At 35.8% G+C, this 24,953-nt stretch carries 33 protein-coding genes; 17 read left to right on the top strand and 16 right to left on the bottom strand.

The features are described 5' to 3' along the window. The first annotated feature begins 23 nt into the window (after positions 1 to 23). Entirely contained in the window at positions 24 to 707 is a 684-nt protein-coding gene (locus tag OO712_RS02465) for a type 1 glutamine amidotransferase (RefSeq protein WP_109876800.1), read from the top strand. A 21-nt stretch (positions 708 to 728) separates the two neighbouring features. Here the strand turns inward: OO712_RS02465 and OO712_RS02470 are convergent, their stop codons facing one another. After that, a complete protein-coding gene (locus OO712_RS02470) occupies positions 729 to 893 on the bottom strand; it encodes a hypothetical protein (RefSeq protein ID WP_200829058.1) in 165 nt (54 codons plus the stop codon). 100 nt (positions 894 to 993) lie between these two features. Between OO712_RS02470 and OO712_RS02475 the strand changes: the two genes are divergently transcribed. Next, entirely contained in the window at positions 994 to 1,326 is a 333-nt protein-coding gene (locus OO712_RS02475; protein WP_109876799.1) for a hypothetical protein, read from the top strand. Here the strand turns inward: OO712_RS02475 and OO712_RS02480 are convergent. After that, on the bottom strand, positions 1,312 to 1,647 hold the full coding sequence (locus OO712_RS02480) for a hypothetical protein (protein ID WP_109876905.1): 336 nt from the start codon (positions 1,645 to 1,647) through the stop codon (positions 1,312 to 1,314). The two genes, OO712_RS02475 and OO712_RS02480, sit on opposite strands and share 15 nt — an antisense overlap. 265 nt (positions 1,648 to 1,912) lie before the next feature. Between OO712_RS02480 and OO712_RS02485 the strand changes: the two genes are divergently transcribed. The 3 genes from OO712_RS02485 to OO712_RS02495 all read left to right on the top strand — a co-directional run bounded on the left by OO712_RS02485 (position 1,913) and on the right by OO712_RS02495 (position 3,244). Next, the gene (locus OO712_RS02485; RefSeq protein ID WP_225866848.1) at positions 1,913 to 2,164 is read left to right on the top strand and encodes a hypothetical protein; all 252 of its coding nucleotides are present in this window, start codon (positions 1,913 to 1,915) and stop codon (positions 2,162 to 2,164) included. A gap of 236 nt (positions 2,165 to 2,400) precedes the next feature. Beyond that, on the top strand, positions 2,401 to 2,565 hold the full coding sequence (locus OO712_RS02490; RefSeq protein ID WP_109876797.1) for a DUF1059 domain-containing protein: 165 nt from the start codon (positions 2,401 to 2,403) through the stop codon (positions 2,563 to 2,565). A gap of 22 nt (positions 2,566 to 2,587) precedes the next feature. Further along, positions 2,588 to 3,244 carry an EMC3/TMCO1 family protein gene (locus tag OO712_RS02495; protein ID WP_109876796.1) on the top strand — a complete coding sequence of 219 codons (657 nt, stop codon included), beginning with the start codon at positions 2,588 to 2,590 and terminating at the stop codon, positions 3,242 to 3,244. Between the two features lie 1,236 nt (positions 3,245 to 4,480). On the opposite strand, the gene OO712_RS02500 is transcribed toward OO712_RS02495, so the two are convergent. Then, complete coding sequence (locus OO712_RS02500; protein ID WP_263970068.1) at positions 4,481 to 4,609, bottom strand: hypothetical protein; 129 nt, start codon at positions 4,607 to 4,609, stop codon at positions 4,481 to 4,483. Between the two features lie 234 nt (positions 4,610 to 4,843). Between OO712_RS02500 and OO712_RS02505 the strand changes: the two genes are divergently transcribed. Together OO712_RS02505 and OO712_RS02510 are read left to right on the top strand one after the other, a co-directional pair. Then, positions 4,844 to 5,230: a response regulator gene (locus OO712_RS02505; RefSeq protein ID WP_109876794.1), complete on the top strand. Its 387-nt coding sequence runs from the start codon at positions 4,844 to 4,846 to the stop codon at positions 5,228 to 5,230. A 174-nt stretch (positions 5,231 to 5,404) separates the two neighbouring features. Next, a complete protein-coding gene (locus tag OO712_RS02510; RefSeq protein ID WP_109876793.1) occupies positions 5,405 to 5,803 on the top strand; it encodes a response regulator in 399 nt (132 codons plus the stop codon). Positions 5,804 to 5,859: 56 nt separating this feature from the next. Here the strand turns inward: OO712_RS02510 and OO712_RS02515 are convergent, their stop codons facing one another. Next, positions 5,860 to 6,807, bottom strand: coding sequence for a sensor histidine kinase (locus OO712_RS02515; RefSeq protein ID WP_109876792.1), 948 nt, complete (start codon positions 6,805 to 6,807; stop codon positions 5,860 to 5,862). Between the two features lie 273 nt (positions 6,808 to 7,080). After that, positions 7,081 to 7,266, bottom strand: a complete 186-nt coding sequence (locus OO712_RS02520; protein ID WP_109876791.1) for a DUF1059 domain-containing protein — start codon at positions 7,264 to 7,266, stop codon at positions 7,081 to 7,083. Positions 7,267 to 7,874: 608 nt separating this feature from the next. Between OO712_RS02520 and OO712_RS02525 the strand changes: the two genes are divergently transcribed. From OO712_RS02525 to OO712_RS02545, 5 genes are all read left to right on the top strand, one after another. Further along, complete coding sequence (locus OO712_RS02525) at positions 7,875 to 8,009, top strand: hypothetical protein (RefSeq protein WP_263970066.1); 135 nt, start codon at positions 7,875 to 7,877, stop codon at positions 8,007 to 8,009. A gap of 186 nt (positions 8,010 to 8,195) precedes the next feature. Beyond that, positions 8,196 to 9,002: an ATP cone domain-containing protein gene (locus OO712_RS02530; RefSeq protein WP_109876790.1), complete on the top strand. Its 807-nt coding sequence runs from the start codon at positions 8,196 to 8,198 to the stop codon at positions 9,000 to 9,002. Positions 9,003 to 9,103: 101 nt separating this feature from the next. After that, complete coding sequence (locus OO712_RS02535; RefSeq protein ID WP_200829057.1) at positions 9,104 to 9,250, top strand: hypothetical protein; 147 nt, start codon at positions 9,104 to 9,106, stop codon at positions 9,248 to 9,250. Positions 9,251 to 9,404: 154 nt separating this feature from the next. Further along, positions 9,405 to 11,522 (top strand): 3-hydroxypropionate--CoA ligase, encoded by a 2,118-nt coding sequence (locus OO712_RS02540; RefSeq protein ID WP_109876789.1) that lies wholly within the window; start codon positions 9,405 to 9,407, stop codon positions 11,520 to 11,522. Between the two features lie 36 nt (positions 11,523 to 11,558). After that, entirely contained in the window at positions 11,559 to 12,320 is a 762-nt protein-coding gene (locus OO712_RS02545; RefSeq protein ID WP_109876788.1) for an enoyl-CoA hydratase/isomerase family protein, read from the top strand. Between the two features lie 54 nt (positions 12,321 to 12,374). On the opposite strand, the gene OO712_RS02550 is transcribed toward OO712_RS02545, so the two are convergent. Beyond that, positions 12,375 to 12,896, bottom strand: coding sequence for a cupredoxin domain-containing protein (locus tag OO712_RS02550; RefSeq protein ID WP_109876787.1), 522 nt, complete (start codon positions 12,894 to 12,896; stop codon positions 12,375 to 12,377). Positions 12,897 to 12,990: 94 nt separating this feature from the next. On the opposite strand from OO712_RS02550, the gene OO712_RS02555 reads away from it, so the two are divergent. The 5 genes from OO712_RS02555 to OO712_RS02575 all read left to right on the top strand — a co-directional run bounded on the left by OO712_RS02555 (position 12,991) and on the right by OO712_RS02575 (position 16,382). Continuing rightward, positions 12,991 to 13,332: a helix-turn-helix domain-containing protein gene (locus OO712_RS02555; RefSeq protein WP_109876786.1), complete on the top strand. Its 342-nt coding sequence runs from the start codon at positions 12,991 to 12,993 to the stop codon at positions 13,330 to 13,332. Positions 13,333 to 13,350: 18 nt separating this feature from the next. Then, positions 13,351 to 13,950 carry a hypothetical protein gene (locus OO712_RS02560; protein WP_109876904.1) on the top strand — a complete coding sequence of 200 codons (600 nt, stop codon included), beginning with the start codon at positions 13,351 to 13,353 and terminating at the stop codon, positions 13,948 to 13,950. Positions 13,951 to 14,041: 91 nt separating this feature from the next. Beyond that, the gene (erpA, locus tag OO712_RS02565) at positions 14,042 to 14,392 is read left to right on the top strand and encodes an iron-sulfur cluster insertion protein ErpA (RefSeq protein ID WP_109876785.1); all 351 of its coding nucleotides are present in this window, start codon (positions 14,042 to 14,044) and stop codon (positions 14,390 to 14,392) included. 152 nt (positions 14,393 to 14,544) lie between these two features. Further along, complete coding sequence (dnaG, locus tag OO712_RS02570; RefSeq protein WP_109876784.1) at positions 14,545 to 15,690, top strand: DNA primase DnaG; 1,146 nt, start codon at positions 14,545 to 14,547, stop codon at positions 15,688 to 15,690. A gap of 8 nt (positions 15,691 to 15,698) precedes the next feature. Then, complete coding sequence (locus tag OO712_RS02575) at positions 15,699 to 16,382, top strand: DUF120 domain-containing protein (RefSeq protein ID WP_109876783.1); 684 nt, start codon at positions 15,699 to 15,701, stop codon at positions 16,380 to 16,382. Here OO712_RS02575 and OO712_RS02580 read toward each other — a convergent pair. The 10 genes from OO712_RS02580 to argC form a co-directional block, all read right to left on the bottom strand. Continuing rightward, on the bottom strand, positions 16,379 to 16,999 hold the full coding sequence (locus tag OO712_RS02580; protein WP_370684782.1) for an FAD synthase family protein: 621 nt from the start codon (positions 16,997 to 16,999) through the stop codon (positions 16,379 to 16,381). The two genes, OO712_RS02575 and OO712_RS02580, sit on opposite strands and share 4 nt — an antisense overlap. A gap of 42 nt (positions 17,000 to 17,041) precedes the next feature. Next, positions 17,042 to 18,079 carry a diphthine synthase gene (gene dph5, locus OO712_RS02585; protein WP_109876781.1) on the bottom strand — a complete coding sequence of 346 codons (1,038 nt, stop codon included), beginning with the start codon at positions 18,077 to 18,079 and terminating at the stop codon, positions 17,042 to 17,044. After that, positions 18,079 to 19,164: a M20/M25/M40 family metallo-hydrolase gene (locus OO712_RS02590; protein WP_200829067.1), complete on the bottom strand. Its 1,086-nt coding sequence runs from the start codon at positions 19,162 to 19,164 to the stop codon at positions 18,079 to 18,081. Before OO712_RS02590 ends, dph5 begins: the two co-directional genes overlap by 1 nt. 42 nt (positions 19,165 to 19,206) lie before the next feature. Continuing rightward, on the bottom strand, positions 19,207 to 20,049 hold the full coding sequence (gene lysX, locus OO712_RS02595; protein ID WP_109876779.1) for a lysine biosynthesis protein LysX: 843 nt from the start codon (positions 20,047 to 20,049) through the stop codon (positions 19,207 to 19,209). Continuing rightward, complete coding sequence (lysW/argW, locus tag OO712_RS02600; RefSeq protein WP_109876778.1) at positions 20,046 to 20,213, bottom strand: alpha-aminoadipate/glutamate carrier protein LysW; 168 nt, start codon at positions 20,211 to 20,213, stop codon at positions 20,046 to 20,048. Before lysW/argW ends, lysX begins: the two co-directional genes overlap by 4 nt. 22 nt (positions 20,214 to 20,235) lie before the next feature. Further along, on the bottom strand, positions 20,236 to 21,402 hold the full coding sequence (locus OO712_RS02605) for a LeuA family protein (RefSeq protein ID WP_109876777.1): 1,167 nt from the start codon (positions 21,400 to 21,402) through the stop codon (positions 20,236 to 20,238). Positions 21,403 to 21,519: 117 nt separating this feature from the next. Next, positions 21,520 to 21,939, bottom strand: coding sequence for an HTH-type transcriptional regulator LysM (gene lysM, locus OO712_RS02610; protein WP_109876776.1), 420 nt, complete (start codon positions 21,937 to 21,939; stop codon positions 21,520 to 21,522). Then, positions 21,926 to 23,107 carry an aspartate aminotransferase family protein gene (locus tag OO712_RS02615; protein WP_109876775.1) on the bottom strand — a complete coding sequence of 394 codons (1,182 nt, stop codon included), beginning with the start codon at positions 23,105 to 23,107 and terminating at the stop codon, positions 21,926 to 21,928. The genes lysM and OO712_RS02615 overlap by 14 nt, the downstream gene beginning before the upstream one ends. Beyond that, a complete protein-coding gene (locus OO712_RS02620) occupies positions 23,100 to 23,903 on the bottom strand; it encodes a [LysW]-aminoadipate/[LysW]-glutamate kinase (RefSeq protein WP_109876774.1) in 804 nt (267 codons plus the stop codon). Before OO712_RS02620 ends, OO712_RS02615 begins: the two co-directional genes overlap by 8 nt. 2 nt (positions 23,904 to 23,905) lie before the next feature. Continuing rightward, positions 23,906 to 24,952: an N-acetyl-gamma-glutamyl-phosphate reductase gene (argC, locus tag OO712_RS02625; RefSeq protein ID WP_109876773.1), complete on the bottom strand. Its 1,047-nt coding sequence runs from the start codon at positions 24,950 to 24,952 to the stop codon at positions 23,906 to 23,908. Between the last annotated feature and the right edge of the window lies 1 nt (position 24,953).

The raw sequence follows: 24,953 nt of genomic DNA on the forward strand, positions 1-24,953 counted from the left end.
AGCACTTTTGCTAATGGAAAATAATGTCCGACGTTCTACTTGTACAGAATACTAGAATTGAAGGCTCTGGGCATCTTGGTGAACTCCTTAAAGAAGATGGATTTGAAATCACATCTGTTAATGCCAAACACGAACCATTACCTGAAAAAAAATTCTCTCTAGCAGTAATTTTAGGTGCACCTGAAAGCGCAAATGATGACTTGGCATATCTTAAGGCTGAACAGAAACTGATCAAAGACTACGTTCAAGAAAACATTCCTGTCTTGGGAATATGTTTGGGTTCTCAATTAATTGCAAAAACTTTTGGTGCCAAAGTGTACCCTGGGCCTAAAAAAGAAATTGGATTTTACAATGACCTGAAAATATCTGATAATGCCTCCTTCTTTTCAAGCTTTACAAACCCATTCACTGTATTTCATTGGCATGGTGACACGTTTGATTTGCCTGAAGGCGCAATCAGATTAGCATCCTCCAAAAATTATCTCAATCAGGCATTTCAATACAAAAGCGCAATTGGATTACAATTTCATCTGGAAGTAAATGAGGAGATGGTAAATCTGTGGCTTGACAATGCTGAGGAAAAACTCCAAAAAATTCCCTATATTGATCCGCAAAAAATTCGATCAGACATTGTTGACAATATTTCAACTGTAAAATCAAACATGAATAATTTTTACAACAATTTCAAATCGTCATTTGCCCTTTGAACAAAATTTAACATAAAGTTATTATTTTTCACGCTTTGGTTTTGAATGAGCTTTAATCATATGTTTTTTGGTTCTTTCAGGATCGGTAAATTCCATATTACAAATTTTACATGTGTTTGAAAAAGTTGTTTCTCTTTTTAGTATGTTTTTCACCAAACTTTTGTTAAATGAAATCTTTGTTTTCATGATAAAATCTTGGATTTATGATTATAAGGCGTTGCTTAACATTGTTAATCCATCAAGATTGGTAACAATAGTTAAAGTCCCATAAAACATACAATCAACGTTGGCCGAATCCAAAAAATACAGAGATCGAATTTACATTGTCAAAGACATTATTCTTACCCTGTCTGAATACGGGGAGTTGAATCAGACTTCGCTGTTTAGTTTTTGCGGATTAAACATTACAAAACACAAAGAGATTTTAAACAATTTAGAAGAAAACGATATCATACAGAGAATAGAGACAGTAGAGGGGAAAAGGATCATTACAATTTTCAAAGTTACTCCTAAAGGCATGAATTTTTGCCACGAGATACTAGAGCCATATGAGCAATTGTTCCCAAGAAGCGGAAAATCTGACTCTTCAGTAAATCTAGGTTGCTTATTCTTCATCTAAATGAAATTTAGACGATATGTCCTTGTCCAAGTCATCTCGTTTCTTCATATAGTTAGTGTATCTTTGGTTCCAGTTGCTAAGAGAGCGAAATTGTTGTATGCCTGCAACCAGCCAAATTCCAGAAGTGACCAATACCGCAGTAAGCAAAACTGTCAATAATATTGCAAATTCGCCTTCATTTTCTATCAAATGAAGGAATTTTGGATGTGTCATCATGTATAACGATATTCCTATGGCAAGTGGTGCTAAAATTACTGCAGAAAATGAGACGCCCAACATCAATCCCCTGAGTTGCTGAATTTTTTCAATGAATAGATCCATTGAGCTTAGGATGTTGTTGTGGTTATCTGCCAAATTCTTCCTCATCAATATTTCGGGAAATTTGTTTTATGTGTTTTGAATTTTTCATGAATGGTAAAACAGTATATTTTTCAAGCAGTTTCATTTCTAATCTATGATCAATTTGAAGTATATAGGAAATACTTAACAATGTTAATTCAGTTTTATTAGAAATTATGCCAATTACTAGTATGAAGAAAAAAGTAAATGTGGAAGATGATGATTTGGATAAAAGAAATGAAGACTGGTGGAGGCTAGAAAAATCCCAGATAGGGAGGAGGCGATTTTGTTAGATATGACTTTTTGCTGTAAAGGAATCTGTGAAAACTTGGAGTTAACTCCAGTTCCGACTTCGTTGCGCTACCGATTAGGACATAAGAGATGTACTATGTGTTCTATTTTTGTTGAAACAGAAAAACTAAGCTGTCCATGTTGTGGTGTGCGTCTGAGAACTAAATCAAGAAACAAGAAACACTCCGAAGAAGAATTATCTGATTAACAATGTTAAGCATTATCTAAATACTAATTTCTAAATAATTAATTAATGCAGAAGCAACTACTCCAAATGGGAAATAATAGATGTATTGCTACCCTTGATACATGTCCTAGTTTTCGTTGTATGCCTCTAAACAAGAAGTAATATTTCCAACTGCTTCTGCATTATATTTTCTAAATTACTCTATAGTTAACAATGTTAACTGAACTATATTACTGACAAATTTCCAAAATTATTCAATGACGAAATTAAGATGTGGAGATTATGGGTTTGAGTGCGATTTTGTTTCAGAAGGAGAACTAGAGAAGGTATTATCTGAGTTTGGAAAGCATACTGAAGACGAACATGGAATAGATTATTCAAAAGAAGCACTAATGCAGTTAATCCTGAGAAAAACTCGTTGAATGAATTTGAAGTGACGGCTTCATGGTAGAGTGGTTAGATCATAATGCCATATTGTTATTCCTAAATTCTATTTTCTTGCAAGGGGATAATGGCGGAATTTTTGGGTTTCTCGGACAAAATAGAGGTGCACTAGGCAGCGATGATCCAATTGTAAAGGGTCTGGTTCCAACATTATTTGGCGTTACAGGATTTGGAATTGTGCTGAATTTTTTTAATTCCACTGTCAGGAAAAAATTAGTTGATCAGACAAAGCTGAATCGCATAATGAAGGAAACAAGGGCTTGGCAAAAAGAGAGAATGGATGCAATGAGGGCAAAAGATCAGGCCAAAATTACCCAACTTAACAAAAAATCATCTTACATGAACAAGATGTCCATGGAGATGATGCAGATGAACATGAAGCCAATGATGATTACGTTTGTGCCGTTAATCTTGATTTTCTATCTTGTACTGCCCCATCTATTTGCACACACAGTTGCATTGTCCCCAATTTCACTGAATGTTTTTCCAGGTAATTTCTTTCATCTCACATGCACTGCATTACAAGCAATGGAGGAAGGCAATGTGTGCTATGGTCATGAAAATGCATTGTATCTCTGGGCATGGTATTTCCTCTCATCCATTTCATTTAGCGGAATTATAATGAAGGTGACTAAAACCTCAATGGGATTATCTTAGTTTGGAAATTCAATCCTCGCTTCTAAAAGACCATTTTAGTTCGCCACCGCTTTTCACGAATTCTTCAGGCCTAACTTTGCTATGATTAGTTTTGATGTGGGACATGTATGTTTCAAGTGATACGTAGTTGTTTTTGCATAGTGGGCAAGTTTTACTAAATACCATAAGGACTATTGGTCGAATTCACTTTTAGCGCTTCCTTAACAATGTTAGTTATTGTATATATGCGCCAATATTTCCCATCATTGACTATCTTCTGATGTTTAGTGTCGTAATTATGAATATTTTTTATAAACTAAGTACAATCCACAATAGACTCTCAAGATTATCTAGAATCAATAATTTCAATACACTGGAGAAAATCAATCACAGTCCACAGAATGTTCTGCCTGATTAACAAATATCAAATCAGTCTCTTTCTTGATCTTAGTTTTTAGCAAAATTGATTATGGAAATAATGTGTCTAGTCTAGGTCATAGGTTGGCTCATGATCTGGGTCTTGTATGTTCAGATGATACAGGATTGCGTTTCTATTTGACATCATGCATGATTAGAGTTTTTAATATTTGAATAATGTCCCTATACTTTGGTATGCCTTACATACAATCAATGATGTCATGGGCTTACATTATATCCATAGACTGAATTATGATGAAATTTTGTTTGTTTTCGCTATTAATGATCGTTATCAAATGTAAATCTCGGCAACAAACAGAATCTATGATCTTCAACGACATTCCTGTAAAGTATGTAGGAAAAGATTTTCTTTTAATTTGGAATATAAGAAAATGAGGGTTTTCCCCACAAGTGGTAACCTCAGCCCTCCAACTATCCGGGGAGTCCCTCAAAAACGTTCAGAAGTTCATCAGGCTTCAAAGTGTGATGCTGCGCACTTTACTGTCTGCAAGTGGAAAGCACCTTGTGAAATCCACTTGGGCAGTATGGTGCTACAAGTTGGTGATACGCAGAGGATAGACGAGGTTTGTGGTGTTGAGATAAGGGAAAATACGAGTGGATTACGTTAACCTATACCACGGGCAAAGAAATTCCATAGATCATGTAACAATGTTACTTGATGTTTTTGTATAAGAAAAAACATTACAAATTAGACAAAATGGAAAAGATTTGCTGTGTATGTGGAAAAGAGTTTGAAAATCGTTCGACTGATTTTTGTTCACGAGAATGCGCTTGTGAAAATTCAGAAGAATTAGTTTTACATACTATGCCAAAAAATGATTAATTCTCATGCCTGCATTCTTCACAATGAAGTGGTTTGTCATAAGGAACCAATCCCATTTTCATCAGATATTCTACAGATGTTGCCAATTCATAATGTTCGTGACAATTAGAACATGGAATTTTCATTATTCTCATAACATCATAAAATTAACATAAGGGCTAGTCTATATTTTTTGAACAGACAACAATTTTTCATATCATAATGAAAAATGGTTATTTGGATATCTAAAATGCGTAAAGAAAAGAATAAGGTTAAGAGTAAATAATTCAGAGGGTATCATCATCGAAGTTTAAATATTAATTTAGTCTGTTTACTTTATTCAAACATGGTTTCATAATGTCATTATATCATACAATGTTATGCCTCCAACTGTTATTGTAATTGATGATAGTCATGCTTTGACACAGGTAGTTTCAGAGTTTCTCACACTCAATTCGATTGATGTTTTAGCTGTAGGACAAAATGGAAAGGAAGCAGTAGAATTGTACAAAAAACATTCTCCTGATTTTGTATTGATGGATTATTTAATGCCTGAATTTAATGGATTGTACGGACTTCAAAACATTAGAAAGACAAATCCTAATGCCAAAGTTATCATGTTTACTGGTAGTGCAGATCCGGGATTATTTGATCAATTTAGGGAATCAGGAGTTTTTGCCATTTTGGAGAAACCCTGTGAATTTGACAAGTTGGTTGAGACGATTAACAACACACCATCAAGCAATACGGTTCAGTTGACTAGTTAAGATTACAATTAATATGAATTTTTAAAAACCCTCGAGAGTAAACAAGAATAAGATCCAAGATCAGCCCTCACAGATTATACAGAACCACTTCGATCATCTTTTATGCCTGATTTTAATTGATTTGTTCGTTTTATTCAAACTCAATTACTTATTTTGATTATCTCTCATACAATCATGAATCCTACAGTAATCCTGATTGATGATTATGAGGATATTACAGAAGTGATTTCAGAATATCTTGGATTCCACTCTATCAATGTTTTAGCTACAGGACGAAATGGAAAACAGGGTGTGGAATTGTACAAAGAGTACCTACCAGATGTCGTGGTATCAGATTTTTTGATGCCAAAATATGATGGATTGTACGGACTTGAGCAGATCCGCAAGATTAATCCTAATGCCAAAGTAATCATGATGACTGGCAGCATAGATGATAATCTGCATGACGAACTAAGATCTGCGGGAGCTTCTGTGATTTTGCCAAAACCCACTCCCTTAAACATATTGATTGAAACGATAAAAAGAATAGCGTTCGATAATACAGTTCAATCCAGTAACCAGATTAGCAATTAAAACAGGTTTGCCACAATCATAAATTATGAATAAATTTTCCATCTACTTTGATTTCATCATTGTTTAGAAAAATGAATAGTAAACGCGCTTCCTTTTTTTGGTCTGTTTGATGCTTTGATCAAGCCTCCTTGACTTTCCATTATGCTTTTACAGCAAGACAATCCCAAACCTGTTCCGGTCTGCTTTGTTGTAATTAATGGTTCAAAGATTCTATCTAAAACTTTGGGATCAATTCCGACTCCATCATCTTCAATTTTAACTGTAATCCAATTTTTGTTTGAATCAAATGAAACCCATATGTTTCCATCATCTTCAAATGCCTGAATCGCATTGATAAAAATATTGACAAATACCACAATGGTTTTTTCATCATCGCACAATATTTTGCAGTCATCTGGAGGTAATCGGATCTTAATGTTTGCAGGAATGTTTACTCTCCTTAGACTCTCTTGCAAGAGATGTGCCAATGAACAATTCTTCTTCTCGGCAGTAGGTGATTTTACAAAATCCCAAATGTCGTCTATTTGATGGGTAATTCTAAAAATTGAGCGATTAATTTTTTCAAATTGCCTTTCTTGTTCTTTACTTAGTGGATACTGGATTTTGAAATTTTCCAAGGTCATTTGAATGACGGACAGCGGATTCCGCATATCGTGTGCAATTCTTGAGGATAACTCTCCAATGATTGCTAATTTTTCAGTTTTAATCTTTTTATTATTTTCATTTTTTAGCAGTTTTACAACACCCAATATCATGACAAGGCTAGACAGTGAATTGACTAGCAGAAAATTGACATCTGAAATCACAAATGACTCTTTGTAATCAGGTTTGAAATCAAATTTTTCATTTTGCGAAAAATCATCTGTCGGGGTTTGAGAAAATACCTGCGGTACGAATGCAATTGTGTCATGTGATTGATTTGATATACTCAAGAACTGAATCGTGAACATTATTGCCAAAATCTGGATTACCATCAATGACCCAATGATGACTTTGGATTTCATGATGTTTTTACATCTTTTATATTCCTAAAACATTGTATAATTAACTTGAACAAACTAATCATATTATACTAATATATGAGCATATCATTCTACAATTTCAATTATTCAAGGCTAATTCGGAGACAATACTTTGAGCCTGTGCTCTTCATAGGATCTTTTCCGTGTCAAAAGTAACAAGATGAGGTTTTAGGTATCTCATTACTCTGGATTCATCAAATATTGTTAGCAGCATTACGCAGAAAAAATCCGAAAAATCAATTCCCAGTAAACGAATTAGAGAAATTTATCATCTTTTATGGCTGACGCTAGTTTTGCCTTTCTGTGAACTGGGATTTGTTTTATGCCGTGTTTTGTGTCTGCATGTTCTATGATTTTTTTCATTAATTCTGATGTTGTATTTGCTTTTGCTGACCAGTTACAGTCTTTGCCCATATCCTCACAATAGAAACTTTTTACCATGTTTTATTATGGCTTTTAGAACTATTTTAGATGTGTATGCTTATTTTGAGCAGTTTATTTTGACATCTTTTGAGTACAAGTACACATATGATTTTTTTTAAATATTGTCCATAAAACAAATGAGACTTTGCAGTATTGATTTTACGTCGTAAGAGTTGATTCACATGGGTGCTTTGTGGTGTTTGAACTTTTTTGATGTTGATCATTTTTTGTTGTTCTATGTATGTTCATTTTTTACATACGAAAGAATATCACGCTGATCTTCCTTATTTTGTTGTGGTGAATACATATTGTCATTTGTGCCGTGGTGGTGGCAAAGATTGTATTGACGTCAACGAAAATCAAGATTATGCAATGAGGGATATTGATCCAAAATGTCACATTTGTGGCAAATCCCTGATTGATTGACGTTCAACCATGAATAACATTCAGATATCTTTAGATCAAATTCTGCAAATCACACCGCCATCTAACGCGACTAGAATTCTTTTGATTTGAGTTTTAACCATTTGAATATTGTCTGAATCTATACTAATCATGATTGAACTAAGAATATCAAAATTGACAATTATGACTTTGTTAATATGTCATATTATGTATGATAATTCATGTCTGAAAATAATGAAGAAACAGAGAAAAAATGGAAAAAGCTAGAACAAGACGAAATGAGGGAAGAGGATCATCAGATTGAACTTATGGAAGGTTATGAACAAGACGAAGAATATGAACAATCAAACGATTAGCATACTAATCTTAATTCCATTTTATACAACTTTCCATATAACAGCATTTAAAATTCTGTAATTTTTTGTACGAAAGTCTATGCTGAAAAAAATTGAAAAAAGTGAAATTGAAAAAAACTGAATCTCTAACGTAAAAGATTAATCTCTTTAAAATTACACTACATCATAACTCCTAGAAAATTTTTCATTTACAAAGCAGATGGAAGACGGGTTCAATTCAATGAACATAAGATACTTAGCACATGTATTAGGGCAGGGGCAAGTAAAAAAACTGCAAAACGGATTTTAAAAAAAGTCAAATCAGAAGTTTATAGAGATATGACTTCAAATGACATTTACAAAATAGTTCTTCGAGTTATTTCTGAAGAAAAAGATCTCCATGCATTACACCAAAGATACCAACTAAAGGATGCAATAATGAGAATGGGCCCTGCAGGATTTGCATTTGAAAATTATATTGCATCTATATTGGAATATTATGATTATCAGGTAATACGTATACGATCAAAAATCCGTGGAAAGTGTGCAACGCATGAAATTGATCTTATTGGAATGAAGAACAACCAAGAATTTTTGATTGAATGCAAATACCATTCACTTCGTGGAGTGTACACTGGATTAAAAGAATCATTGTATACTCATGCAAGATTTCTTGATATGCACCCAAAATTTGCAGGAGAAATCATTTTTTGTAACACCCAAGTCTCAAATCATGCAAAAAAATATGCCAAATGTATTGGGCAGAAAATCTTCTCTTGGAGATATCCTGCAGCAAACAGCTTGGAAAAAATTATTGAAAAACATAATCTCTACCCAATCACGATTCTTAATTTAACTGAAAACGAATTACGAATATTTTCAGATTGCAACATGATGGTTGCAAAAGATCTTTTAAGATATGATGAGGCAAAGATAGCAAAAATGACTGGAATTTCTAAGAAGAGAATAAACAACATGCAAAAATTAGTTAAACAAATATTCCATCCCACATAGACATATTCAAGAAAATAATGTTAATTCATAATCACACAAAATAGAATTTCAAATGTGATTTTCCACAATATGTTAAATATATAGAATTTCTAGAATTACTCATGGTCCTAATTGATGATTTACGGGTTTGCAAGAACTGTGGAAATGTTTTTTCCAAAAAGGCCGGAGTGACACATATCTCTGAATGTCCTCAGTGCAAGGGCGTCAGTTTTGATCATGTCGATGTTAACTATGAAGAACTGGATTAGGAGCGCAATATACAAACAGTAAAAATTCCTGATCGCATTAAGGACAGGTTTGTAATAATATGTGACCTGAAAAACCAATTATTGAAAAAATTTGAATTCAGTCTCTCAATAACTTTACATTAATATAGTTAATTCTAATTTTATCGATCGAACGATGACTGCGGTTAAGAAAATTTTTGAAGACACCATTATAACCGATCATAAAGTCATCACCGAAGAATCATCCAAATCTATTCTCAAAAGCTATGGCGTTAAAGTTCCTCCTTATGCGCTTGCTACTTCTGCAAGTGATGCAGTAAAGCAGGCAAAGAAGATTGGTTTTCCACTTGTAATGAAGGTTGTATCTCCACAAATTTTGCACAAGACTGATGTTGGTGGAGTTAAAGTCGGAATTGACAATGTTGCTGATGTAAAAAAGACGTTCAATGACATGTATGGTCGTCTTTCTAAAAAGAAAGGTGTCGAAGTTAAAGGAATTCTTTTGGAAAAAATGGTTCCAAAAGGTGTTGAACTAATTGTAGGTATTCAAAATGATCCACAGTTCGGCCCAATGATTATGGCTGGATTAGGAGGAGTCATGACTGAAGTCTTCAAAGATGTCGCATTCAGAATGCTGCCTATCTCAACTTCGGATGCTAAATCCATGTTAAATGAACTCAAAGGTTCCAAACTTCTCAAAGGTTTCAGAGGAAGCGAGCCTGTTGATCTCAACATGGTTGCAAAAATGTTAGTTCAGATTGGAAAATTAGGCGTAGAAAATGCAGATTACATTAACAGCATTGACTTTAATCCCGTGGTTGTTTATCCGAAATCACATTTTGTAGTTGATGCAAAAATTATTCTGAATAATGAATTAAGAAAGAATTCAATCTCTAAAGCAAAACCAAACATTACGTCAATGGAATCCTTCTTTACTCCAAAGTCTGTTGCACTAGTTGGCGCATCTGCTACTCCCGGAAAGATTGGTAATTCTGTTTTAGATGCCCTTGGAAAACAAGATTACAAAGGCAAAGTATTTCCAATTAATCCTAAACAAGAATCAATTCTTGGAATCAAATGCTATCCTTCACTAGATGCAATCACAGAACCAGTTGATCTGGTTGTTGTCTGTATTGATCTTGCAGAATGTGGACCTATAATGAAAATTTGTGCCAAGAAAGGAATTCACAATGTTGTCATAGTTTCTGGTGGCGGTAAAGAGCTTGGTGGTGACAGAGCAGCAATGGAAGCTGAAGTTAAAGAACTGTCTATTAAACATAAGATTCGTGTAATCGGTCCTAATTGTATTGGAATGTTCAATGCAGCAAATAGACTTGACTGTGCATTCCAAGGACAAGAGAGGATGGTCCGTTCAAAATTGGGACATGTTGCATTTTTCTCGCAAAGTGGAACTATGGGAATTAGTATGTTAGAAAGCGCTGATGTATTTGGTTTGTCAAAAATGATCAGTTTTGGTAATCGTTCTGATGTTGATGAAGCAGACATGATATGGTATGCTGCAAATGATCCTCAAACCAAAGTAATTGGGCTGTATGTTGAAGGATTTGGTGATGGCAGAAAGTTCATCAATACTGCAAAGCGTGTAATGAAAGAAAAGAAAAAGCCAATTGTTATTTGGAAGAGTGGAAGAACTGCTGCAGGTGCAAAACAAGCTGCATCGCATACTGGTTCTCTTGGTGGTTCAAATGCAATGATTATGGGTGCATTCAAACAAGCAGGAATTATTTCAGTTGATAGTTATCAAGAACTGGTTGGAGTCTTAAAGGCACTAGCATGGCAACCACCTGCGAAAGGTAATCGTGTTGCTATGACTAGCAATGGTGCTGGTCCAATGATTGGCGGAATTGATCAATTAGAAAGATTGGGCCTTACTATTGGAAAGTTGTCCCCAGCACTTCTCAAAAAAATGAAGGAACGTTTCCCACCAACTGTTCCAATTCATAATGGAAATCCTGCCGATGTGGGTGGCGGCGCAACTGCAGATGATTATAAATTTGTCATACAGCAATTCCTTGACGAAAAGAATATTGATATTGCAATGCCTTGGTTTGTTTTCCAAGATGACCCCCTTGAAGAAACAATAGTTGAACATCTATCTGAGTTATCCCAGAAAAAAATAAAACCCATTCTTGCTGGCGGCAATGGCGGTCCATATACTGAAAAAATGATTAACTTAATTGAGAAACACAATGTCCCAGTTTATCAGGATCTTCGAACTTGGGTTGCAGCTGCCTCTGCATTATCTCAATGGGGCAAGATGCTCGGAAAATAGAGAACATTTAAGTTTCACATCTCTTGGCAAATTAACATGTCACTAGTTACCACATCTACTTCTGATGGCATTTGTACTGTCAAAATTAACAGACCTGACAAACTTAATGCTATGAATATAGATGTTGCAAAGGAACTAATCAAAACTTTTGAAGAACTCAATCATGATGATGATGTCAAAGTTATCATCTTGACTGGTGAAGGCGAAAAGGCGTTTTCTGCTGGTGCAGATATTGAATACATGTCAAAAATATCTGCAGATGAATCCGTTGATTATGCAAAAACTGGTCAGCTTGTAACTTCAACTGTTGAACTAGTAAAACAACCCACTATTGCAGCCATTAATGGATTTGCTTTAGGTGGAGGTTGCGAACTTGCAATGTCTTGTGATATCAGAATAGCTGCAGATACTGCAAAGTTAGGTCAGCCAGAAGTAACAATTGGAATCCCTCCTGGTTGGGGTGGGACACAAAGATTGATGAGAATTGTGGGAATAGCAAAAGCAAAAGAACTTGTTTACACAGGAAAAATGATCAAAGCAGATGAGGCAAAAGAGATTGGCCTCGTAAATCATGTAGTTCCTCTTGCATCCTTGCAAGAAGAAGCTTTGAAAATGGCACAACAGATAGCTGGAAACTCTATCATGGGTGTTCAAATGTCAAAAGTTGCAATCAACAAAGGAAGAAATGCAGATCTTGATACTGGTCTTGCCGTTGAACTTCTTGCTTGGAGAAATTGCTTCACTCATCCTGATAGAGAAGAACGTATGACGGCATTTGTCAACAAGTCAAAGAAATAGTTATTTCCAATTTCCTTATTTTATTCAAAAACTAGAATTAGATTTTTTGTTAATCTAATTCACTGTAACTAATCCTACTCGCCATGGATGCCATGAGCAATGGTATTTGAAAATCCCATCTTCTTCAAACGTGTATGAGAATTTGTCTCCTGTGCTTAATGGTGGACTGTTGAACATGTCTATTACTTTTCCAGAATCATCCTGACTCTGAATGTTGTGTGGCACTGAATCGTTATTCACCCACGTTACTGTTGTGCCAACGGGAATTTCTAAATTAAGTGGCAAGTAAAATGATGTGCTTGACACATTAAAGTTGCCATTTGGTATGGTGATGGTTGAATCCTTTTTCGTAGATATCTCTTCTTGAGCTTCTATTGTGATGACGTCGTTATCAATCAAAAATTTTATCATGTTTAGAAACTCTTGTTCTGAAACAATTCCTTGCCCATACCATAAAGCTGTATTTTTCACCCATTCTGGAACCGATTCGGCATTTGCAGCATTTGCTGAAACTGAAATCAGCAAAATTGAACATACTATTATTGGAAGGGTTGTTTTTTTTGGAAAATGTTCCATACTATTACGTGGTTTTAGAGCATTTATTCAGGTTGTATACTATGTCTTGCAGTGCAATCGTATTCATTATATCGTATTTTGATTTCAACCAATCATGCAAGAATTAATTCAGTCTCAAAAAATAGTTGATGATGAAAGAAAGCAGGTAATTTTGGAAATACTTGCTGATAAATATTGCAAACAAATCCTACACAACACACTAGAAAAGCCAAAATCTGCAATGGAAATCTCACATGAAAAAAAGATTCCAATAAGTACGGTGTATAGAAGGTTACAAACTCTTTATGATGCAAAATTACTGGCAATCTCTGGTTCAATTAACCAGGATGGGAAAAAATATTTCTTATACAAGAGTAAGGTAAAGTCCATTTCTCTAAAGTGTGATCTAGAAGTAACCACTGTTGAATTTGTTCCAAACAAATCCCACAGTGACTAGTTGATTTTTGGAGTAAAAATGTTGGAAGAAAATCTATCAAAGAGACAACACATGATGCAAAAAGAACCTACACGAAGCATCACTTATCGACTTCCGGAAAAACTCGTTTTAGAATTAGAAAACGAGTCAACACAAAAAGGCATATCTCAAAATGTTTTGGTCCGACAAATTTTTGAAAAATATGTGCAATGGGATAGATTCTCCGGCAAAATTGGAATGATCCCTGTTCCCAAAGGCATCCTGGAATCTTTGGGAGTAGAGTTGGATGAAAAAGATATTGACGAAATTATCACTTTGATGTTTCCTGTGATTAAAGATACAGTTTTGTTTATCAAAGGAGATTATGATTTGAAAAGATGTATAGAAACACTTGAAGATTACATGCGATCATCTGGAATGAATTCTGATCATCGCATAGAAGGTGACATGCACATATTTTTGATTCAACATGAATTGGGAATAAAATGGTCTATGTTTACAGAAAAACTTCTGACTCATGTTTTTCGAAATTTCTTGCCTGATAAAGAACTAAAGTTTCAAACAACTGACACAACTGTTATTTTGTCAGTGTCTTTGGGTTCTGACTTTGATGAACATGATTATCATACGAAATACTAGAAATTATGGCAAAATGATGTTTATTTCTTGAATTACTAGTGTGTTGGGTGGGAAAAGCTTATTATAATTTGAAGCGGCTTTTTTACTTATAATGGCAACTGAGCAAACACAAAAGATGATCACAGTCACTGCAAAAGCAGCTGAGAAGATCAAAGAATTCATGAAGGAAGAAGCAGAATCACCTGAATATCTTCGAGTATATGTTCAAGGTGGCGGTTGTTCTGGTCTATCTTATGGTATGGGCTTTGAAAAAGCACCAGAGGAAGATGACATCGTCATGGAAGAAAATGGGGTAAAACTCGTAGTTGACAGTTATAGTGTTGACCATCTACAAGGTGCAAACGTGGACTATATTGAAAGTCTAATGGGCTCTGGATTTAAAATCAACAATCCAAACGTTACAAAATCCTGTTCATGTGGTCACTCATTTAGTACTGAATAAACAACTATCATTATTTTTCATTTTTAGAATTTCTTAGCGTTTGCTGAGCTGATTAATCCCTTGAAAAATTTTATATCTTCACAGAATTTTTTGCGATACCCTCATATATCGAAGGCAGAAACCAAAATTATGATAATAAAGGAGATGAACTTATGTCCGGTAAATCAGGAATTGTCAAATATCATGTTAAACTTTCCTATGAAGTTGATGGGCTCGTTGAAAGAGCAGATATAATCGGTGCCATCTTTGGCCAAACAGAAGGACTGTTAGGCCCAGAGATGAATCTGAATGAGCTGCAACGTGTTTCCAAAGTAGGACGTATTGAAGTCAATACAAAATCCACTTCTAACACTACATCTGGTGATGCTTTAATCCCAATGAGTACTGATATTGATACATGTGCATTAATTGCAGCAGGAATTGAAAGCATCGATAAGGTGGGACCCTTTGATTGCAAATTTAGACTAGAAGCAATTGATGATGTACGAGCTGCAAAGAAAGACGATATTGTAAGACGTGCAAAAGAAATCAAGCAAAAATGGGCTACCAAAACTGTTAGTGAAGGAGAAACAATGCTGAATGATGTTCATCAAGGTGATGCTGGAAAACTAGCAACTTATGGACCATCAAAATTAACATGCAGTTCTGGCGTCTTTGATTCTAATTGGGTAATTCTGGTAGAAGGAAGGGCAGATGTTATCAATCTCCTAAGGGCAGGATATGATAATGTCTTGGCAATTGAAGGTGCAAAAATTGATGAGTCCATCAAAGAACTATGCAATTCTAAAGAAACTGTAGTTGCCTTCCTTGATGGTGATAGATCAGGCGGATTCATTCTCAAAGAACTCAAGTCTGTTGTTACTTTAGATTATGAACTACAAGCAGATACAGGTGTTGAAGTTGAAGAACTGACTCCGCAAAGAATTGATGAAATTCTGAGACCAATTGCTGATGAAATTAAATCCGGTAAACCGGCACCTGCACTCAAAAGTGAAGATGATAAACCTCTTGCAGAAATTGCATCAAAGGTTTTTCCAAATCTAAATGAAACTCTTGAAGCAGTTGCATTGGACAGTGATCAGAATGAAGTTTTCAAAGTTCCAATCAGTGAAGTTGTAAGCAAACTATCATCACAATCTGGAATCAAATATCTTCTGCTCGATGGAATCATTACCCAGAGACTTTTAGAAGGCGCAAAAAATGCAGGTGTAGAATGTGTTGTTGGTCATAGAGTTGCCAAACTTTCAAACTCTGATGGAATGACACTAAAAACATTCGGTGATTTGGGCGTATCTTAGGAATTTAGATGACTGAACTGAAAATTCAGCACATCTTAACCCTCTCTTATCTATTATCCAAAGGTGCAAAACACAACTATGTTACCATAACGACTTCATCTCTTGGAAAAAACATTAAAAAATCTCAGCAAGCTGCATCAAAACATCTAGTTGAATTAGAACAAAATAACTTCATCGAGAGAATAATTAATGGAAGGAACATATCAGTAAAAATTACTCCTAAAGGATTCAGTGAAATGGTAAAACTTTCTACCATACTGAGAAAAAGTTTGGATTCTTCTCCATCTTATGTTGAATTAACGGGAACTTTGATTTCTGGAATGGGTGAAGGTGCATACTATATGGGATTAAAAGGATACACTACGCAATTCAAGTCAAAAATCGGATATGTGCCATTTCCTGGAACTCTAAATGTCAGATTAGATCAAAAAATCCACCAAGAGGCAATAAAACAGTTTGAAACTTTGAACGGTGTAAAAATTAAGAGTTTCTCTGACGGGAAACGAACCTATGGTTGGGTAAAATGCTTTCCAGCCAAATTAAACAATTCGATAAACTGTGAATTGATAATACTGGAACGAACTCATCATGATGATTCCGTAATTGAACTGATATCTAAATCCTGTTTGAGAAAAACTGCAAAACTAAAGGATGGCTCAAAAATTTCAATTAAAATTCAAATCAATTCCTAAATTCCGTGAATCGATTCCCCGTACTCTTTTTCTATTTTGTGACTGGAGCTTTCTGGAATTGGGGATTGCAGTCTTGCAACTTTTGCATCGAGATTTATTTTTTTACATCCCTCTATGATGAACTTTTCTTGATGCACCTGATCATAACCTAACGCGACAATTTCTGGCTTTACCATGTTGACTGTTTTAAAAATATCGTCTTCTTGTCCGATAAGGCATAGATCAACCATTGAGAGTGAATTTACCAATTCTTGTCTCTGTTCCTGACTGTGTATGGGGTTTCTTTTTTTCATTTTAACCGCGGTGTTGTCTGTTGCTACCACTACTACCAGTACATCTCCTAGTGCTCTTGCCGCATTTAGTGTATGAATATGGCCTGGATGAATTATGTCAAAAACACCGCCTGCCAGAACCACCCGTAATGAACTTCGACCTATTTCTGTGAGTGTGGTTCTGTCCTCGTTAACGAATTGGTTCTTTACTAGTTCGTCAATCTTTGATTTTATCATATCATCTGAAAGCATGCTTTTCTTCTTAATTTCCTCAGATACTGATCTTCCGTCAATTTGGCATACATACATGGCTGAAAGAATTAGCTTATCAATCGATTCCAATATTTTTTCTATTTTCAGACCCTCTCTTTAATTCATCGCTAAAAATTACATCTTAGGATCCATGCCTTTGGCCAATCTTAATGCATCAACAAGGCCGTCTGCGTACCCTATACTCAAAATCGCCACCTCATCTTGACCGTCTTCTAGAAATTTCTCTGCATCATTGATGTATAATTCCGCATTTTCCAATATCGCTTGATACTCCTTTTGATCTTTATAGTGTGGTTCCACTTCTTTCAGCGCTTCTCTTACCATTGGCACATATTTTTCCATCATTTGAACCGGAATCTTTTTTGTCTTCTCAGAATTGTCAAATGGTTCATCAATGCATTGACCTAGTATCTTCAGCGCGTCTGATTCTGTAAAGTGTAATCTTCCCGGAATAATTACTGTATGTGGCGGCTTTCCAAAATCTTTTTTCTTTAAACTGGAGATCTTACCAGAAATAATAGACTGATCCTTGAATCCAACTCTTGATGCTATTATTGCATAACTATCTGAACTAATTACATTCCTTTTTTGTCCTTTCTCAGTTTCCAGCAATCCATCTAATGCGTCCTTGGGATCTAAGAAAAAATCTTTGTCTTGATTGTATTCTAAAAGGAGTACCGTGTGATTGCCTTCTATGATATTTTTGTAAATTACATAGTATGGTGTTGTGAGTGATTTCATTTCGCTCATTATGGTTGCAATTCTTCCAACTTTGTAAAAATGCAAACCACATTCACCGATCATGGATGTAAGAGACGATGATGCATGAATGGAATGTGTCTTGATTTTTTCTTCGATTGCCCTGGTTCTTAACTCGATATGTGTAGTTGCAATGTATGGATCCCCGTATGACAGTAGCACCACTTTCTTTTTCTTTGAATTCTTTAAAATCTCATTTCCATCTTCAACTAACCATCTCTTTGCTGGCCTAAATTCGCCTTTTGTTGCATTTTTGATTTTAGTCAAGTCTGATTTTCCAATTGGACTAGTAAATTGTTCCATGTATACGATGTCTGCTTTTGATAAAACATCCAGTGCCTCAGCGGGAATTGATTTGAATCCCGAAATTCCTAATCCTACGAACCACAGCATTACTGCATCTTTCTATCATGAAGTCTTTTTAAGTGCTGTAGGGTTTTCTTGAGAATTTCTATTCCTTTGAGGTATTCTTCGATGGATACTTTCTCATCGATTGTGTGGGCCTCGTGGGGATCTCCTGGACCATAAGTTACTACAGGAATTGACCATTGATTTCCTAAAACATTCATGTCTCCGGTACCTGTTTTTCTAATTAGGGTTGGTCTGGATTTTGTCTCTTCAATAATTCCTAATGTCAATGCTCTAACTAATGGTGAATTATGTGGCGCCTCAAATGGCTCTGTTTCGTCAAGAATTGAATAAAATGCTTCCACCTCTCTTTTTTGAGAAATTTCTTTTACAAGCGTTGCAATTTTTTGTTCAATTGCTTTGCAGTTCATGTCTACCGGAATTCTGATGTCAAAAGTTGTCTCACATTCTTTTGGGGTTATGTTGTGACTTGTGCCGCCTCTAATTTCTGTCATAGATGAAGTCAACAGCATTCCTTTTGATCTGTTTTCTTGATTTTCTTCCAACCTGTCTTTGAGTTCTTTTGCAAAAATCATTGATTCATGAATTGCATTTTTTGAAAGCCATGGTGCACTTGCATGTGAACTATCATCTACACTAATTTTAAGACTGATTGCCAATCTTCCTTTATACGCAATTGTAACTTGATTGATTCCGCTTGGTTCTCCAAATATTGCATAATCAATTCCCATCTCTTTTTTGACGAGATTTTTAATTCCTGTTGCATTCCCTTCTTCATCAACTGCACCCACAAAAATTATAGTTCCGCTGTTGTTTTGAATCGATGCGGCTGCAAACAACATTGCCATTAAAGGTGCTTTTGCATCTGAAGCTCCTCTTCCATAAAGTGAATCTCCCTCTTTTCTTACTTTGACTTTTCCTGGAACAACATCCATGTGGCCACATAGCATGACTTTTGGAGATCCCGTTCCTTTCTTCGCAATGATATTTCCCACTTCGTCAATTTCAATATCTTCAAAACCCAAATCATCGCACTTGTCAGCTAAAAATTCTGCTAATTGTTTCTCACTAAGTGATGGTGTGTAAAGTCTGAGCGCTTTTTCAAGCATCTTTACTGCAAATCTTGATTCTGATAAGTGACTGGTCAATTCTTACTTTTTTACATTCAGGGCATAATTTAGCATTAGTGATGGGATGTCTACTTGACAAACTCTGACCGTATTCTTGTATTCTGTGGTGTTGTTGACCTCGTGAACAACCAGTCCTTTCTCCTCGCTTTCCATCAAATCCACACCTACAATGTCTCCTTGAACAGCCTTTTTCGCCTTGATGCACATCTCTTCCATTTCAGATGTAACCTTGCATGGTTCAGCTGTACCGCCAAGTGCCATGTTCGTTTTCCAATGTTCTGAAATTCTGTATATTGCTGCAACTATTTTGTCTCCTACCATGATTGCTCTGATGTCTCTTGGTGGTCTTTTTACAAATTCTTCCAAATAGTGTATCTGGTAAATTGGATACATGTTCTCTCTGCTTTCCATTATACCCTCAGCTGAATCTTTGTCGTTTAGTTTTGAAATTAACCTGCCCCAACTTCCAACAGTTGGCTTGATAACTTTTGGAAATCCTTGTGTTTCCAATGCTTCCAAAGCTGCTTCTTTTGAAAAGGCGACTGTTGCATCCGGTGTGGGAACTCCGAATTTTTTTAACAGCATGTGTGTGAATAACTTGTTTCCTGCAAAAATGCCTGTGTTAAGACAATTGATTACTTTGACTCCTAATCCTTCAAGAGCTGCAGTTGAATGCAAATTTCTGTAATAACTTACACATCTCTGAATCACTACTCCGTAATCTTCTGGTTTTTTTTCTAAATCTAATGCTACTTTCTTACAATCCACCATCTGTATGTTGATGTTGTTTTTTTTGCCTGCTTCTAGAAGAGCTTTTTCTTCCCAACGGATGGTATCGTAAAGAATAGTGACGTCAGGGCTCACTGTCCCCAATCCTCGCCAACCGTTTGGGCAGGCTTTAATTGGAAACCGTCTGAACCTTTTACTAATTCAAAACTTGCGCCACATTCTGGACATGTTACAATTTCTCCTTCAAGTGCATCACTTGGGACGGATATTTCTGCATCACATTCTTCACATTTTGACATGTCTTATCTTCATTAATCCTCTTTATTTATCATTAGTTATCTTTTTTTCAAGTCTATCTTCAAGTGGGATTTCAATAAGATCTCCCATTCTGAGGCCCTTTAATCCAGCGGCTACTGCCTTTGCATTTTCATCGTTTTTATCCAAGCCTAATAACGACATCAAATAGGCTGCACCTGTTTTTCCTGCAAGTTCTCCAAAGACGATTCTTCTTCTATTTCCAACCGCTCTTGGTGGTATGGGTTCGTATGCTGCTGGATTTCTGAGGATTGCTGCAAGATGTGTTCCAGCTTTGTGTTTGTATGCCGATGAACCAACAATTGGCTTTGAATCATACGGTTTGATTGTTGTATACTCTTCAATTAATCTTGAAAGATCTAACAACATGTCCAATCTGAAATCGTTTGGAGATTTGTACAGGTATGTCAGTGCAACTGCTACTTCTGCAAGTGGTGGGATTCCAGTTCTTTCTCCAATTCCATCAATGGTGGTGTGAATCTGATCAACTCCTGCATCACAAGCTGAAAAAGCATTTGCTACTGCAAACCCAATGTCATTGTGAACATGTGCGTCTAATGGAACATCTACTACATCTTTTACTTTTTTAACAAAATTGTACATTCCAATGGGACGCATTATCCCTACTGTATCTGGAAGACTGATTCTATCTACACCTGCTTCTTCAATCGCCTTGCAAACTTTGATTAAAAATTCCGGCTCTGCTCTACTTCCATCTTCCACGGTAAATCTAATTTTAAGGCCATGAGATTTTGCATATTCTACAGTTTCAACTGCTCTTCTAAGTGCTTCTTCTCTTGAAATGCGTAGCTTGTCTTTAAGATGAATGTCTGAAATTCCTAAATAAGCGGCACACCATTTTGCATCACAATCTAACGAAATATCTATGTCTTCTTTGAGTGCACGTCCGTGAGAAACAATGTCTGCCTTTAATCCTTGTTTGATAATTGTTTTAGTTGCTTCTTTATGATCACTTGAAACTACTGGTGATATCTCTATTTGATCTACTCCAAAATAATCTAGCATCCATGCAATCTGAATTCTCTGTTTGTTTGTGAATGACACTCCTGGATGCTGTTCTCCTTCCCTTAGAGTACTGTCTAAGACTCTGATCTTCTTTGGATTTTTGTCATATGCGTTATACAGGTTTGCATAGTGATTCGGATCTTTCATTACTGATATCGGTGATATGAATTGATGATATAAACATATTCGTACTATCTTCGTTGAAAAAAACTATTATTGATCCTAAATTAGTTATGAAACAAATATTGTTTGCGAAAGTCGTTTTTAGATTATTTTTCTCAAAATTATCACGGTGTTTGTATCTACCACACCTGGAATCTTTCTTAATGCATCAATTGTGTTGTTAATTTCAGCAATACTTGATGCGCTTATTATCGTTGTAATGTCGTATTGACCCGTTATTTCATAGACTGTTTTTACTCCTTCTAATTTTGCAAGTTTGAGGGAAACTTTGGATGTATCGGTAGCTGAATCTACTGAAACTAGGACAATTGCACTCGTTGCATTTTCCTCGCCAAGTTCCAGGGTGAATTTCTTGATTGTACCACTGTCTACTAAATTTTTTACACGCCTTCTGACTGCTGACTCAGAAAGTTTTAATTTTTTACCGATATCGACAAACGATTCTCTAGCGTCTTCTTTCAGGTATCCGATAATTTTCTCGTCTACTTTATCCTTGTACATCTCTTTTTTGCTCCTCTTCAGTAAGTACGGAATCTAGAGCATGTAAAACTTTTGTTATGTCATCTTCGGAAATCACTAGTGGAGGAAGCACTCTGAGTATGTTTCTTCCTGAATATAACATAAGGACGCCTTTGTCTATTAATCCCATCAAGATGTCTCTTACTTCAAATTTTAATTCTATTCCTATCATCAGTCCCTTTCCGCGAATTTCTCTAATTATGGTGTGCTTTTCTTTTAATTTCTCTAAACCTTCTCTGAATATCTTGCCCATTTTTTCAGAATTTTCTATTAACCCATCTTCTGTCAGTGCTTTAAGAGCTGCAGTCCCTGCAGCACATGATAGCGGGTTTCCGCCAAATGTCGAAGAATGTTCTCCTTTGCTCATTGCAGCAAGAATGTCTGGTCTAACAAGAGTTGCACCCATTGGAACGCCACCTGCGATTCCTTTTGCTAGACACAAAATATCTGGTGCAGTATTCCAATGCTCGCATGCCCATAATCGTCCTGTTCGTCCCAAACCAGCTTGTATTTCGTCAAAAATTAACAGAATTCCTTTTTCATCACATAGTTTTCGCACATCTTGCAAAAATCCCTCTGGTGCAACAATTATCCCGCTTTCGCCTTGAATTGGTTCCAAAATCACAAATGCAGTATCATCATCAATTGCTGCACGAACTGATTCAATGTCTCCAAAGGATGCAAATGAAACTTTTTCGACCAATGGTTCGAATGCCTTTTTGTATTTTGGATTAAATGTTAATGATAATGCTCCAAGTGATTTACCGTGATATGATCCCTTCATTGCAACCATTCCTTTTTTACCTGTGAACTTTCTTGCAAACTTTATTGCTGCTTCAATTGCTTCTGCACCGCTGTTGTTTAGATGAACTTGCGTGAGTCCTTTGGGTGCTAATCCGATTAATGTTTTCAAAAACTCTTCTCTTGTTTTGTTGTATAGGGAACTATGTACTGTAATTATTTTATCAACTTGTTCTTTTATTGCATTGTTGACTCTTTGATTTTGATGGCCTACTAGTGCAACTCCGTATCCTCCCATACAATCGATGTATTCTTTTCCATTACTATCCCATACATGAGATCCTACTCCTCTTTCAACTGTAACTGGAAATCTCTGATAGAGACTTCCCATAAATTGATCTTCACTCATGCTCAATCACCGTGCAACTATCCTCTGCAATTGCTGAAGATATGGGGTTTTCTTTTTGACCATTTGCAATTAGGGCTTTTTTTACTCCCATATCTAATGCTTCTGTTGATGCCAAAATCTTTTTTTCCATTCCAGGCCCAATTTTTGGTCTGATCTCTTTTGCTTCTGCTAAAGTTAATTTTGGAACAAGTTTGTCATCCATTAGCAATCCATCTACATTTGTAATGAATAGTACCTTGTCACACCCTACTTTACCTGCAATGTATGCTGCAGCTCTATCCCCATCAACATTGAGAAATTCTGATTCTTCGCTAATTGCTATGGGTGAGATAACTGGGGTTAATCCCTGTTCTAGGAGTAATTTGATGAAATTAGAGTTGATATCGGTAATTTTTCCTGTATATCCGCCATCAATTGCCTGTTTTCTGCCTTTTTCGTTAACAATGAGAAGTTTCTTTTTTCTGTCAGCTTGAATGATTTTGGCATCTACACCTGAAAGACCAATCGCATTAATTCCGTTTTTTTGAAGCATCTGAACAATTGTTTTGTTTATTCTGCCTGACATTACCATTGTAAAAATTTCTGCAGTTTCTTTGTCAGTATATCTGCTCTTTATTCCACTAGGAGATGTCACAAATTTTGGTTCTTTTCCAAGTTCTTCACAAACTTTTGTAACCTCTTTTCCTCCACCGTGAACTAAAATCAATCCTTCTGACTCTGCTACTTTTTTAATATCTGAAATTGTTGATGGATGTAAATTATCTACTACACTTCCACCAATCTTGATTGTGATCATTTCTATACTGGAGTCAATGGGGTGTTCCTTAGTCCGTCCATTTCATCAAAACCACACATTACATTCATGTTTTGAATGGCAGAACCTGCGGCACCTTTCATCAAGTTATCTGATGCAGACAATGCGATTAATCTATTATTGTCTTCATCTAAATCAAATCCGATGTCACAAAAGTTTGAACCAACTAAGAATTTTGGATCTGGGAATTTGTATAATCCTTTTTTATCTCGAATTAATCTGATGAATCTTTCTTCACCATAAGCTTGACGATATAATTTCCATAATTCTTTTTCTTCAATATCTTTTTTCAAGAATGTGTGATTTGTACACAAAATTCCACGAACCACATCCACTGCATGTGGGCTCATTGAAACACGAATTTTATGTCCTGCAATTTCACTAAGCTCCTGTTCTATTTCGCCAGTGTGTCTGTGTTTTGCAGGTTTGTATGGTCTGATGACTCCAGCTCTCATTGCATGTGCGGTCCCTGAACCAGAACCTGCGCCAGAAGAGCCGATTTTAGAATCTACTACAATATGTTCTGTATCGATTATGTCATTTCGAATTAATGGTGCAAGAGCTAACATTGATGTAACTGCCATGCATCCCGGACAGGAGACAAGCTGTGCTTTTTTGATTGCCTCTCTATGTAATTCAGGTACTCCGAAAACTGATTTTGCTAGGTAATCTGGGTGTGGATGTTCCCAACCATACCATTTGTCATATGCATCCTGATTGTGCAATCTATAATCTGCACTCAGATCTATCACTTTGATTCCTCTGTCATACAGTGCCTTTACAATTTCAGTTGCAGTTCCATGAGGAACGGCAGTGAAAACTAAATCGCATTGATCTGTTAATTTATCATAGTCTAATTCTGAAAACATTAGATCTGTAAATCCTTTCAAACTTGGTTGAACTCTGTGGAGATACTCTCCTACATGTTGCCTTGATGTAACCATGGCAATTTCAACATCTGGATGATTGACAAGTAGACGAAGCGTTTCTCCACCTACATATCCTGATGCTCCAACAACACCTACTTTCATG

The organism is Nitrosopumilus zosterae, from assembly GCF_025998175.1.
GTDB lineage: Archaea > Thermoproteota > Nitrososphaeria > Nitrososphaerales > Nitrosopumilaceae > Nitrosopumilus > Nitrosopumilus zosterae.